General features: G+C 32.8%; 12 protein-coding genes. 5 read left to right on the forward strand and 7 right to left on the reverse strand.

The annotated features are described in order from the left end of the window. Nucleotides 1-46: 46 nt before the first annotated feature. Complete coding sequence (locus tag CJ739_RS13030) at nucleotides 47-655, reverse strand: hypothetical protein (RefSeq protein ID WP_117176046.1); 609 nt, start codon at nucleotides 653-655, stop codon at nucleotides 47-49. A 96-nt stretch (nucleotides 656-751) separates the two neighbouring features. Here CJ739_RS13030 and CJ739_RS13035 point away from each other — a divergent pair, with 96 nt between their 5' ends. Next, the gene (locus CJ739_RS13035) at nucleotides 752-1,129 is read left to right on the forward strand and encodes a DUF1801 domain-containing protein (protein WP_117176048.1); all 378 of its coding nucleotides are present in this window, start codon (nucleotides 752-754) and stop codon (nucleotides 1,127-1,129) included. Here CJ739_RS13035 and CJ739_RS13040 read toward each other — a convergent pair. Genes CJ739_RS13040 through CJ739_RS13060 form a run of 5 tightly spaced genes read right to left on the reverse strand, consistent with a single transcriptional unit; the run spans nucleotide 1,122 to nucleotide 6,425 of the window. Beyond that, nucleotides 1,122-2,672, reverse strand: a complete 1,551-nt coding sequence (locus CJ739_RS13040; protein WP_117176050.1) for a PepSY-associated TM helix domain-containing protein — start codon at nucleotides 2,670-2,672, stop codon at nucleotides 1,122-1,124. The two genes, CJ739_RS13035 and CJ739_RS13040, sit on opposite strands and share 8 nt — an antisense overlap. After that, nucleotides 2,672-2,971, reverse strand: coding sequence for a hypothetical protein (locus tag CJ739_RS13045; protein WP_117176052.1), 300 nt, complete (start codon nucleotides 2,969-2,971; stop codon nucleotides 2,672-2,674). The genes CJ739_RS13040 and CJ739_RS13045 overlap by 1 nt, the downstream gene beginning before the upstream one ends. A gap of 11 nt (nucleotides 2,972-2,982) precedes the next feature. Continuing rightward, the gene (locus CJ739_RS13050; protein WP_117176054.1) at nucleotides 2,983-3,315 is read right to left on the reverse strand and encodes a hypothetical protein; all 333 of its coding nucleotides are present in this window, start codon (nucleotides 3,313-3,315) and stop codon (nucleotides 2,983-2,985) included. Nucleotides 3,316-3,331: 16 nt separating this feature from the next. Next, nucleotides 3,332-4,048 (reverse strand): DUF4198 domain-containing protein, encoded by a 717-nt coding sequence (locus CJ739_RS13055; RefSeq protein WP_117176056.1) that lies wholly within the window; start codon nucleotides 4,046-4,048, stop codon nucleotides 3,332-3,334. A gap of 37 nt (nucleotides 4,049-4,085) precedes the next feature. Further along, nucleotides 4,086-6,425, reverse strand: a complete 2,340-nt coding sequence (locus CJ739_RS13060; protein WP_117176058.1) for a TonB-dependent receptor — start codon at nucleotides 6,423-6,425, stop codon at nucleotides 4,086-4,088. A 76-nt stretch (nucleotides 6,426-6,501) separates the two neighbouring features. Here CJ739_RS13060 and CJ739_RS13065 point away from each other — a divergent pair, with 76 nt between their 5' ends. After that, complete coding sequence (locus tag CJ739_RS13065) at nucleotides 6,502-7,482, forward strand: helix-turn-helix domain-containing protein (protein WP_117176060.1); 981 nt, start codon at nucleotides 6,502-6,504, stop codon at nucleotides 7,480-7,482. Nucleotides 7,483-7,631: 149 nt separating this feature from the next. Here CJ739_RS13065 and kdsA read toward each other — a convergent pair whose 3' ends face one another. Then, the gene (gene kdsA, locus CJ739_RS13070) at nucleotides 7,632-8,450 is read right to left on the reverse strand and encodes a 3-deoxy-8-phosphooctulonate synthase (protein WP_117178974.1); all 819 of its coding nucleotides are present in this window, start codon (nucleotides 8,448-8,450) and stop codon (nucleotides 7,632-7,634) included. 751 nt (nucleotides 8,451-9,201) lie between these two features. Here kdsA and typA point away from each other — a divergent pair. The 3 genes from typA to CJ739_RS13085 all read left to right on the forward strand — a co-directional run bounded on the left by typA (nucleotide 9,202) and on the right by CJ739_RS13085 (nucleotide 12,696). After that, a complete protein-coding gene (gene typA / locus CJ739_RS13075) occupies nucleotides 9,202-11,001 on the forward strand; it encodes a translational GTPase TypA (protein WP_117176062.1) in 1,800 nt (599 codons plus the stop codon). 1 nt (nucleotide 11,002) lies between these two features. After that, entirely contained in the window at nucleotides 11,003-11,230 is a 228-nt protein-coding gene (locus CJ739_RS13080) for a uroporphyrinogen decarboxylase (RefSeq protein ID WP_117176064.1), read from the forward strand. Nucleotides 11,231-11,394: 164 nt separating this feature from the next. Next, a complete protein-coding gene (locus tag CJ739_RS13085) occupies nucleotides 11,395-12,696 on the forward strand; it encodes an O-antigen translocase (RefSeq protein ID WP_117176066.1) in 1,302 nt (433 codons plus the stop codon). The last annotated feature ends 27 nt before the right edge of the window (nucleotides 12,697-12,723 follow it).

Consider the following 12,723-nt stretch of genomic DNA (forward strand, 5'->3'; position numbering starts at 1 on the left):
GTTGATGCGTTTATTTGTTTATAAAACTGAAAACTGTAGCTGTTTATTAATTAGAATCATACTTAAAATGCATCCAAGTGCCGTAAATAATATGCATAATGCCAAAGCCCAAAATCCAAAGCCAAAAGCCATAACCAGGGAGTAGGGCAGCAATTAATCCTAAGACGATTTCAGTTAAACCTAAATAGCGGATATCTCCAATGCTGTATTTTGAAGCATTTATTAACGCCAATCCATAAAAAATAAGCATTAAAGCACCTACTTGTCCGTATTTTTGTTGATTTAAGATAATTAGAATGTACAAACCACCAACAACCAAGGGAATTAAAAAGTTAATAACCAAGCGCCGTGAGGTGGCATCCCAAACTTTAGAACCGTTTTTCTTGGCCTTTTTGGTAGTTAAGATAATACCTGTTACAATACTTAGTAATGCAACTAAAATTAAATCTAACAGTACCCATTTAAATATTTGACCATCAAGCATTAAAACTCCGTAGCTGAAATTCATCACTAAATAATAGGCAATGGCGGCTCCAATAAGGGCGTAAACACCAGCCATTATTCCCGATAGGCCACTTAATGAAATAAAGCGAGACGATTTGTTCATTAAATGCTTGATCTCGCTAATGTCTTTTAAATAATCTTTAGAATCCATATTAAAGTACTTTGAAATACAAAGTAAATAAATAATTCTGAATATAGCATCGTAAAATTTTGTTAAGTTTGAAAAAAGAATACAAATTAACTAAAAATGAAACCTGTAGACGAGTATTTTTTAAATCAGAAAGAGCCTTATCAATCCATTATGCTTTATGTGCGAAGCATTATTTTGAATACATTGCCAGAGGCAGAGGAGCGTTACAGTTATAAAATTCCGTTTTATAATTGCCACAAAAAGCCCATGATTTATTTGAATATTTTAAAAGGCACCAATTATGTTGATGTGGCTTTTGTGCAAGGCATTTTGTTAGAAAAACAATTTCCTGTTTTAAAGAATGATAATAAACGCAAACAAGTACGCTCTATCCAACTAAAAACGTTAGAAGATTTAGACCACGCCAATTTTTTTGCATTGCTTCACGAGGCTTCCAATTTACTTAGTAAAAGTAAAAAAGCTTGGTTTATTTAGTTTTGGTGTGCTTTTTGTTTAATTTGTAATAAATCCATAAGGTTGTTACCGATAAAAATATCCAAAAAATATCTATAAAGAATAGTTGAAACTGTTTATTGCTAAACGAATTCCATAACCAGTTGTTGGTTACAATTCCATTTGAAACAGGAATAAGTAAGCCTAAAATACTGCCCATTAATAGTGTGTATTTGTTGATATAGTCAATGTCTTTTTTTATTAGGAAAAATGTAGTTAATAGCAACCAGCCTAGAAAATAAAAATAGTATATAAAAGTTTGTCCTGATGGTTGAAACACCTTTACGGCAATAAACGAAGCCGCTGTAATGGGATACATACTTAAACAAATAGCCAAATAAATTCTAACAACCCAAAGGTTAAAGCGTCTTTTCTTTTCGGGAATGTTTTTTTTGTCGCGAGTGACTAACCATATCATCACACCGGAAATAATAACAAAGCAAGATATAATGCCTAATACAAAACTAACCAGTTTTAGTGCATAGCCACCATAATCGCCAAAGTGCAACCTAAAAAGGGTGTTTTTTACACCATCTAGGTAAGTAGTATTTGAAGGTTCTTTTTTTGAAATTAGTTTATTGGAGCTTACCTTGTAAATGGCTTCACCAGTACCATTAAATTTGGTGCTATAGTTTAAATGCCCTCCAACCAACACGTGCATATTTGCATTGCCATAATTAAAAACATGCATTTCGGTAACATTAAAATCGTCCCAAAGGGCTTTCGTTTTTTCAGCATAACTATTCACGTTAAAGTCGGTTTTTATAGCGTCGGTTTCTAAATTGAAATGTGGATAGCTATACCCTAAATCGCCATAAAATTTAGCTTGGTCGCCATTATATAAAACCATAACATTTGGAGCGACCAAAAGTAGTTTAATCATAAAAAAGGCTCCAGTTACGGCATAAACAAATTGAAAAGGCAAACCTATAATTCCTAAAGCTGTATGTGCATCGGTCCATAACGTTTTTAATTTTTCAAACGGTCTGAACAAATAAAAGTTTGATACTATCTTTTTCCAGTGAACTAGAACCCCTGTAATAATGGCAAATAAAAAGAAGAAAGCAATAAAACCAGACAGATAGTAGCCAAAAGGGTAGGGTATTTGTGCTAAAAAGTGCAACCGATATAAGAATTCACCAAGCGAGTAAGATTCTAAGTAAGATGTTTTTGAATGGTCATTGGTGTCTAAATAAAAGAATGCTGCGGTTTTGGCATTTGTTGGTGCTAACGTATCTTTTGAAGCCGAAATAGAAATGCTAACTTCTTGTTCTACATGGTGTTTTCTTATTTCAATATCCCTTCCGTACAAATGGTATTTTAAATCCAATGAATCCAGAATGGTATTAAAATTTATGGACATGTCATCAGTAATAGCTACAGATTCATTACGCTCCCAGTTCACAATATCATCTTTAAAGAATGAAAACGAACCCGCAAAAAAGATAACATACAGTACAACACTAATAACAATGCCACTTACTGTATGTGTATGAAAAAGAATATTATAAGTTCTGTTTTTCATTATAAAGAAATAGGGTGGTAAATTTTACTTAAATAAACAGTTACCGAAAATAATAAAGTTAACAAAAGGTATATGCCCCATATTTTCCAGCCGTTTTTAGCCAAAAAAGCTAGAACCATTAAACCTGCCCAAGCAATAAATGCAGAAAATGCTCCTGTAATAATAACGTTAACATGATTTATCCAAAATGCCAATGCCATATGAAATGAAACCGATACCAAATAGCCACCTATAAAACCAGCAGTTATTTTAGCAAATCGTTGCCAGTTTGATGAAAAATATTTTGGGTTTGCAGGCATGGTGTTAATATTTAAAGGATAAAGAATTCGGTGTAAAGCACTAATAAAAAAAGAATTAAAATAGATCTTGGCTTTATAATTTTAACGGGAGTGAGTATAACTACCAAACTACCAAGAGTCATTAAAGTCACACAGAAATGTAAAATACCGGCACCAATACCAAATGATAAACCAAGCAATATACAAGACGCAAAAAGCAAAGTTATACCTAATAACTTTGCTTTTTTATTGTTTTTATATGTCCAAGTTTCAAAACCAAATACGACGTTTTTTATAGCTTTTCGTGAGGTATTGTACAATATATAAAAGGCCAGATAAAGTATTAAGAGCGCAATTGAAATCATGGGTGATGTTTATAAATTATAGAATGGAATAGGTAGCACAATGCCAAATAAATTGATAGTCTTTACCATTGTAAGTTTCTGGAACTTCTTCTTTAGTTGTAGTTTCTACAATATATTTTGTTTTCCAAGGAAGCTTAAACGATACCATGCCATTTTCATCGGTTTCCAAAGTTTTGGACCATAAATCGGCGACAAATACTTTTAGTTCGTTTTTAGCAAGTGGTTTGTTTTTGTAAAGTACTTGAAGTTGTACTTCGCTATCGTTTTTAGAAACATCTTTTACTATAATGCCAGCTTCATTAACCGCAGTAGTTTCAGTTATTGTATTGCCAACTTGCACTTTAGCTGTAGAATGATAATGCGTTTTAAAAATACCGAAATCATACTGCGTATAGTCAATCACATCAATTTCGTTATTGTTTAATACAACCGTGTAAGTGCCATTGGTTTTAGGTGTGAATTTTGCTAGGTAATGATCTTCAAAAGCGGTTGTTTCTAATTTTGTTTTATTTCCTTTTGCATCAATAACCCAAAGCGTAAAGTTTTTAACATTTGGAAAAGCTTCGCCGTTTACTTGTTCAATTACACCATAAGTATATTCTCCGAAATATACTTTTACGTTTTGTTCTATTCCTCTTGTTCCAGTAGTGTTGGTTTCAATCCATAAGTAATGTGCAAAAGATTGCGCTGTTACTGCTATTATTAAAGCCAAGGTTAAAATTGTTTTTTTCATGTTATGTATTTTATGAATATTATAAATAGTTCAGTTTTTAAAAATTGTATGTTACTGTAAATCTTCCGTTTATTCCTGGTTCAGATTGCCAATATAAATAAGTGCCATAATTAGAACCAGAGTATAAATACTCATCAAGAATATTGTTGATGTTCAGTTGCACACGAACTTTATTGTTCTTCCAAGAAAGACCACCATCTAATCTAAAATAATCTGGTAAATCGGTTTGGTTATCGGCTCCCCAAGACCATGCAGAACGATCTACTTGATATTGGTAGCCTAATGATACTCCAAAACCTTTAAATTTGGATAAGCTGGAAAAGTTATAATTAAGCCAGCCATTGGTCATGTGTTTTGCGTGACCAGCAACTTTTTTTCCAATATTAGCTGGGTTGGTATCTTTTGTTATTTCCACATTGGTATTCGCATAGTTTAAGACGATGTTTAGTTCTGGTGTAATTTCTCCTTGCATATCAAATTCGATACCTTTAGATTGAATTTCGCCAAGTTGGATAGAAAAATTTATGTCTTCAGGGTCTGTTACTAATACATTTTCTTTTGTAATCTGATAGACGCCAAGAGATGTTTTTAAACGACCGTCAAAAAAAGATTTTTTAATCCCACCTTCAATATCTTTAGCTTCAACAGGATCAAAAGTGTTTCCAGATTTGCTAACTCCATTTTGACCTAAAAAGGATTGGTCGTAAAGGGCATAAGCGGTAAGTGTAGGTAAAATATCGGCACTTAAACCAAATCGAGGTGTGAATTTTTTATCGGTCTCAGCCTTACCAAGTGTAACAAGTTGGGTATATCTTCCAGCAAGGGTTAATCTTAGTTTGTTTTGTAAAAAGGCTAATTCATCTTGGGCATAAAAAGCTCTTACGGTAAAGCCCGTGTTATGGGCGTTTGCTCTATCCCTTACTTTTTGGGTTCTATCAAAAACAGGTGTTATGGTATTGCCATAAACAGGGTTGTAAATATTAAATGGTTGGTTTACATCTATAACAATAGATTGGTTCCAATCTGCCCAGTATTCTTTCTGGCTATAATCGAAACCAGCTAAAACGTTATGGGTAATGCCTAAAGTGTTAAAGGTTCCGTAAAGGTATGTTTGGAAATATTTCCCTAAAGAGAGTGCATCCCATATACCAACATAACGTGTGGCATCTCCCGTATCTTCAAAATTCCAAAGCCATGTGGAATTTCCTTCTTGGTCATATCTTAAATACGCAAATTGTGTTTCAAAACTCCAGTTTTTAGAAATTTCGTGTTTTAAATTGGTAAATAAGGTTAATTCTTGAATATCTGTAACAGGGTAGTTGTTATCGGTGAATTTAAAACCTCTATCCAAGCTACCATAGCCATTGGCTGCTGGTGCAAAAATATAAGCAGAGCCAATAAAGCTTTCTGCTTGTTGTAGATTCAATTCTGTAGTAATGGAGGTTTTATTGGAAATGTTGTAAGTTAATGCTGGTGCAATTCCAAAGCGTTGGGCATCTTCATTTCCACGATGTGTATCAGCTGTTTGATACATGCCATTGAAGCGATATAATAGTTTACCATCTTCGGTTAATTTTCCACCAAGATCAACGGTACCCCTATAATAATCAAAACTACCACCAGATAATGATATTTGTGCAACAGGTGTACTGGTTGGTTTTTTAGTAACCACATTATAGAAGCCTCCTGGTTCTCCGGCCGACATCATAAAGCCAGCAGGTCCTTTTACAAATTCAATTCTATCAACGGTGTTCATGTCTTCCGACAATGGTCCCCATGTATCTTGTACATTTACACCATTTCTAAAAGCAGGCAATCTAAAGCCACGCATATTCACTCTAGCAAAATGCCCCCAGTGTTCCAGCATAGTAACACCACTTACGTTTCTTATAACACCATCCATGATATTTGTGACTTGCTGGTCTAAAAGCAATTCGCTACTTATTACTTGAATGTTTTGTGGAAGTTTTACCAATTCGCCTTTAAGACGAAGTGCAGACGATGGTTTTTTTTGAGAATATTTATTCATTTTATGGCCTTCAACTACAATCTCGGTTAATTGTTCTTGGTTTTCGATTAAAACAATATTTGGGGTATTGGTGGTCTCATTATTTTTTACAGTTACAGTAATTTTTTGTGAATTATATCCTATATATGATATTTCTAATGTATAATTCCCAGATTTCAAATTATTAATATAAAACGCACCTTGGTTATTAGTTGTGGTGCCTTTTTCTAAACTTGTTATTATAACGTTTACGTTTTGTATGCCTTTTCCTTGAGTAGAAACCACTTTTCCTTTAATAGAACCATTTTGTCCGTAAAAGAAGTTTATAGAAAAAAGTACGATTGTCACTAATAATAATTTTTTAATCATATTTTTGTTATTTGTAATTAGTCTAAATAAATTTAGGCAAAAATAGAACGGTTTTTTAATTAATAAATGACGTGGTTTGGAAAAAATAAGACGTGATAATAAAAACTTTAAACGATTGGATTTAATAGTGCTAAATACGAGCTTGAAAAATTATATAGCATCTGAAACAAAAAGGGAAGCAAAAGCTGGCGTTCTGTTTTTAGAATATAAACTTTTATCAAATTTTGGCAGTGGTTATATAAACGAAATACACTTTAACAATGTTACCATATCAATTAGCAATTTTGTAGTTAAAAGCGATGTGACAATTTTTAACAAGAACGAAAACATCAGATTGCAACTATCTTTTATGTTGGAAGGCGGAAAGACTATTCGAGTAAATAATAACATAAATGAAATAAATTACAGTAAGCAAACATCGTATATGGCTTATATTGAATCGTATAGTGGGTATAACAAAATTTATGCTAATAGCCCATTTAAGGAAGTTAAAATTAAACTACCAACAACATTTTTAAGCCATTACAAACTGTTGGAAGACATCAATTTTAAAAGAATGGATGATAATGATTTAATAGTTCCAATGAGCAGCGATATTTTTTCAATCTTATTGGATTTAGAGTCCAATCATGTAAAAGGTATTTCAAGTAAGATTTTTTTAGAAGCCAAGGTACTCGAGATTCTGGCCATTCAAATTGAAAATTATAAAAAAAACAAAACACGAAGTATAGATGTTTTAAGTAATAAAAACGTTGAAAAATTATTTCATTTAAAACAGTTTTTAAAAGAAAATCTAAACAAGAACTATACAATACAGCAATTATCTATTAAAACTGGTTTGAGTGAAAATTTAATTAAAACCGAATTTAAAAAATTATTTAACTGTTCTGTAAATGCCTTTTTTAAACATGAAAAAATGAATAAAGCAAAGTATCTTTTGCAACAAACCGATTTGCCTATATATCAAATAGCAGATGATGTTGGTTATAAAAATGCCACACACTTTAGTGCGGCATTTAAAAGGTTTTTTAAAGAAAACCCTAAATCTTTTAGATAAAAATAATAAAGATATTAAAAATGCTTCCAGAAGCTAATACACGCTATAATAAATATAGTGTTGCGATGTGCTTTCGGCAGTATTGCTAGTTGTTCTAGTTACTCCAAACACGTGATTAAAAAAGTAGGTTTCATTAAGTTTCTCAGTAACTACAGTACGTTTATGGTTTTTCTAATAGCCACTAAATTGGTAAGTAATTTTTCTAAATTATCTAAATGTAGCATGTTTGCACCATCACTTTTCGCATTTGCGGGGTCGAAGTGGGTTTCAATAAACAAACCATCCACATTATTTACAATGCCAGCACGGGCAATTGTTTCAATCATATCGGGTCTGCCACCAGTAACGCCCACGGTTTGGTTGGGTTGTTGTAATGAATGTGTAACATCTAAAACCGTTGGTGCATATTGGCGCATGGTTGGTATGCCACGGAAATCTACAATCATGTCTTGGTAGCCAAACATGGTGCCTCGGTCGGTTATCCAAGCTTTTTTATTTCCAGAATCGTACACTTTTTGTACAGCGTGTTTCATGGCTTCCGGACTCATAAATTGTCCTTTTTTAAGGTTTATTACTTTGCCTGTTTTGGCAGCAGCAATAAGTAAATCGGTTTGGCGTACTAAAAAAGCAGGAATTTGTAATACATCTACATATTGAGCAGCCAATTCGGCATCCGAAATTTCATGTATGTCGGTTACTGTTGGAACATCAAAAGTCTCGGAAACTTTTCTTAAAATAGTTAATGCTTTTTCGTCTCCAATGCCCGTAAAACTATCTACTCTGCTACGATTGGCTTTTTTAAAACTGCCTTTAAATATATACGGAATTTCTAATTTATTGGTAATTTCCACTACTTTTTCGGCAATTCGCAATGCCATGTCTTCGCCTTCTATGGCACAGGGGCCACAAAGCAAGAAAAAGTTGTTTGAATTGGTGTGTTTTATTTTTGGGATATCTTGAAGATTCATGTGTTTGTTTTTTAAGGTTCTGGGTTCAGGGTTCATAACTTGTCTCTTAATTCTTGATCCAATGTCATTAAGTTAAGGAGAAGTGAGTCAGGTTGAGCGCAGTCGAAACCCTTATCAAGCTCTTTTTTGTTAAGCATTTCGCAAGCTGCGCTTCTATCTTCAAATAAAAATATATTTTCATTTTCGATAATGCTCAATGTGACAATTTAGAATAAACACGCTTAACTTAATGACATTGATTCTTAATTCTTAATCCTTAATTCCTAATTTTGACTATGCTCGTTTTATGTTTTATATTTTAATGCTGTAAAGATAAGATTAATGAAGCATATAAATAATGACTTTTTTAAATTGGAGTGAATGCCCAAAGTTGATAAGTGCATTAGCGATAGAAATGGCAGCCTTTTTTGTGCGCGCTTATGCGCAAAAAAGCTATAATGGATAGCGCGACCCTTTGTGTCTTAGTAACTGAGGGTCTGTGAATAAATAACCTATACATTTTGACTTGTTCTTTTGCCCTTTTTCATCGTTGAAATTTTAAACCGTAGCTACTGGCTATGCTTGAAAATTTGGCCTTGAAAAAGAACAAAATACCTTCGTCAATTTTGTACACTTTATTTATTCACAGACCCTTACATTTATTTTTGCCTAAAAAGTTTCTGGACACAAATGGTGATGTCCAAAATAAAAATATTGTATAATTTATCCATTAATTATAATTACCTTTGCACGCTTAAAATAAGGCACTATTATGGCTAATATTAAAAACATTGCAATTATTGCGCACGTTGACCACGGTAAAACGACGTTGGTTGATAAAATTATGTATCACTGTCAATTATTCCGTGAAAACGAAAATACAGGTGATTTAATTCTTGATAATAACGATTTAGAACGCGAACGAGGTATTACAATTACTTCTAAAAACGTTTCGGTAATATACAAAGACACAAAAATTAACATCATTGATACCCCTGGTCACGCCGATTTTGGTGGCGAAGTAGAGCGTGTACTTAATATGGCAGATGGTGTGCTATTATTAGTTGATGCTTTTGAAGGCCCTATGCCACAAACACGTTTTGTGTTACAAAAAGCGATCGATTTAGGATTGAAACCCTGTGTGGTCATTAATAAAGTCGATAAGGAAAACTGTACACCGGAAGAGGTACACGAAAAGGTGTTCGATTTAATGTTTGAATTAGGTGCAGAAGAGTGGCAGCTAGATTTTCCAACAGTTTACGGTTCGGCAAAGAATAACTGGATGAGTAATGATTGGAAAGACCAAACGTCTAATATTGAGCCATTATTAGACATGGTTATTGAGCATATTCCTGCGCCAAAAATTGTGGAAGGTACGACACAAATGTTAATTACATCACTAGACTTCTCGTCGTTTACAGGTCGAATTGCTATTGGTAGATTAACCCGTGGCGGATTAAAAACAGGACAAAACATTTCTTTAGTAAAAAGAAACGGAAGCATCGTTAAAACAAAAATTAAGGAAGTTCATATTTTTGAAGGTTTAGGACGTAAAAAAGTAGATGAAGTTCAAACAGGAGATATTTGTGCACTTGTTGGTTTAGAAGGCTTTGAAATTGGTGATACTGTAGCCGATTTTGAGAATCCACAAGGCTTAAAAACAATTGCAATTGACGAACCTACCATGAGTATGTTGTTTACAATAAACGATTCGCCTTTCTTTGGCAAAGACGGCAAGTTTGTAACCTCACGTCATATTAAAGATCGTTTAACTAAAGAGCTTGAAAAAAACCTAGCACTACGTGTTAACGAAACAGATAGTGCTGATAAATTTTTGGTATTTGGCCGTGGTGTATTACACTTATCGGTTTTAATTGAAACTATGCGCCGTGAAGGTTACGAGCTTCAAATTGGGCAGCCACAAGTTATTATTAAAGAAATTGATGGTGTAAAATGTGAGCCAGTTGAAGAAATGACGATTGATTTACCTGAAAGTGTTTCTGGTAAAGCCATTGAAATGGTTACGATGCGTAAAGGTGAAATGTTAAGTATGGAAGCAAAAGGAGACCGTATGGTTTGCCAATTTATGATTCCATCTAGAGGTATTATAGGTTTAAGAAACCAATTGCTCACCGCAACTGCTGGTGAAGCTATTATGGCACACCGTTTTAAAGAATACCAACCGTTAAAAGGAGGCATTCCTGAGCGTCAAAACGGCTCTTTGGTGTCTATGGAAAAGGGGCAAGCGATTCCTTATTCAATTGACAAATTACAGGATAGAGGTAAGTTTTTTGTGGATCCGGGTGAAGATATTTATGAAGGACAAGTTATTGGTGAAAACTCTCGTGGTGACGATATGACCGTTAACGTAACAAAAACTAAAAAGTTAAGTAACGTACGTTCTTCGGGTGCTGATGATAAAGCAAGAATTATTCCAGCTATTAAGTTTAGTTTAGAGGAAGCTTTAGAGTATATCCAAAAAGATGAATATGTTGAGGTAACACCCAACCATTTACGTTTGCGTAAAATTTATTTAACTGAAGTAGATAGAAAGCGAAATAAATCAATATAATATGGAATTCTTAGGAATTTCAGACGTAGAATGGATAGGGTATGCCGCTATGGCAACCGTTTTAATTTCATTCTTAATGAAATCAGTTAATAAGTTACGAATAGTAAACTCCTTTGGGTGTTTACTATTTGTGTTTTATGGCGTTTTGTTAGAACCATTATCAATGCCAATTATCATTACAAATACAGCTATTTTCTTCATAAATGCCTATTACTTGTTAAAAAAATAACGATTTTATTTTTAATATATAAATTCTTACATTTTAAAATTTAAATTGTAATTGATACGTAAAATGATTTTGTATATTTGATTTCCTATAAAAAGCGTGAAAACAAATCATTTAGCTATTTTTCAAAACATATTAATTGGTTGAAAACAGAAAACCTTGGGTAATTGAAAAAAATAATCGATTATATAAATAAAAATGTTCTAATTAAAGTTACTTCGTTACAGGCAGCTTCAGTATTAACCAGAATAATTGCCGGTATATTAACTTCAAAGGCTATTGCTATTTTTATTGGCCCAACCGGATTAGCGTTAATAGGAAACCTACGTAATTTTGTAAGTTCTTTTCAAACCATTGCCATTCTTGGTTTTTATAATGGTGCGGTAAAATATATTTCAGATTTTAAGGATGATGTTGAAGCGCTAAGTAAAACTATTTCTACCATATTTTACGTGGGGTTTATATCCACCATTTTAGTGTCATTTTTTTGTTATTTTAATGCACAATTTATAAATAACGTTATATTTCCTGACTACAACGATTATGCTTTTGTAATTAAGGTTTTTGCAATGGTACTGCCGTTCTATGCTTTAAATATGTTCTCATTTTCAATAATGAATGGCTTTTCAAAGTATAAGATACTTATCGTTATTAATATTATTGGGCAAATATTAAGTGTTTCGGTAGCATTACTTTTAATCTATCAAAATAGAATCAATGGGGCATTAATATCAGTAGTCATTGCAGAGTCGTTAATATTTTTAATAACCTTAGTAGGTATTATAAATAGGCGTAGTTTGGTTCCCTTAATTAAAGTTAATAGTATCAGTTTTAGCTTTTTAAAAAAAATGAGTACGTATTCCTTGATGGCTCTTTTTTCGGCTGTTATAATGCCTTTGGTTGCCATTGCTATTCGTTCTTATATTATTGAAAATGTAGGTTATAAAGATGCTGGTTTTTGGGAAGCCATGACAAGGATTTCTAAGTATTATTTAATGCTTGTTAGTTCGTTAATGGCGTTGTATATCTTACCAAGATTTTCTGAAATTGATGATATTAAGGAATTTAGAAAGGAAGTATTCAGCTTTTATAAAACAGTTATCCCTGTTTTAGCTATCGGATTGGTTGTTATATATCTTTTAAAACCATATATAGTGGTGCTTATTTTTTCAGAGGATTTTAAACCTGTTGAAGACTTGTTTTTATGGCAATTATTAGGCGATTTTATAAAAGTACTATCTATGGTAATAGCCTACCAGTTTTTAGCAAAGAAAATGTTTTGGCACTATATTTTAACTGAAGCCTTTTTGGTTATTATATTATATACTACCAGTGTTTATTTTATAGATTTATATGATAATGGACAGGGTGCTGTCATGGCTCATTTTGTTAGTTATGTTATGTACTATGGCATTATTTTGCTCATATTTGGCAGTTCACTTTTTGGGGTGGATGCAGAGAAGAGTTGAAAACTTTAAACAGTATTAAAAACACAA

The sequence above is a fragment of the Mariniflexile sp. TRM1-10 genome (assembly GCF_003425985.1).
GTDB lineage: Bacteria > Bacteroidota > Bacteroidia > Flavobacteriales > Flavobacteriaceae > Mariniflexile.

Excerpts from the sequence above, each read along its gene's own strand:
- CJ739_RS13080 (WP_117176064.1), top strand. The coding sequence starts at position 11,003 with ATGGAATTCTTAGGAATTTCAGACGTAGAATGGATAGGGTATGCCGCT.
- kdsA (WP_117178974.1), bottom strand. The coding sequence starts at position 8,450 with ATGAATCTTCAAGATATCCCAAAAATAAAACACACCAATTCAAACAAC.
- CJ739_RS13060 (WP_117176058.1), bottom strand. The coding sequence starts at position 6,425 with ATGATTAAAAAATTATTATTAGTGACAATCGTACTTTTTTCTATAAAC.
- CJ739_RS13045 (WP_117176052.1), bottom strand. The coding sequence starts at position 2,971 with ATGCCTGCAAACCCAAAATATTTTTCATCAAACTGGCAACGATTTGCT.
- CJ739_RS13035 (WP_117176048.1), top strand. The coding sequence starts at position 752 with ATGAAACCTGTAGACGAGTATTTTTTAAATCAGAAAGAGCCTTATCAA.
- CJ739_RS13055 (WP_117176056.1), bottom strand. The coding sequence starts at position 4,048 with ATGAAAAAAACAATTTTAACCTTGGCTTTAATAATAGCAGTAACAGCG.
- CJ739_RS13040 (WP_117176050.1), bottom strand. The coding sequence starts at position 2,672 with ATGAAAAACAGAACTTATAATATTCTTTTTCATACACATACAGTAAGT.
- typA (WP_117176062.1), top strand. The coding sequence starts at position 9,202 with ATGGCTAATATTAAAAACATTGCAATTATTGCGCACGTTGACCACGGT.
- CJ739_RS13050 (WP_117176054.1), bottom strand. The coding sequence starts at position 3,315 with ATGATTTCAATTGCGCTCTTAATACTTTATCTGGCCTTTTATATATTG.
- CJ739_RS13030 (WP_117176046.1), bottom strand. The coding sequence starts at position 655 with ATGGATTCTAAAGATTATTTAAAAGACATTAGCGAGATCAAGCATTTA.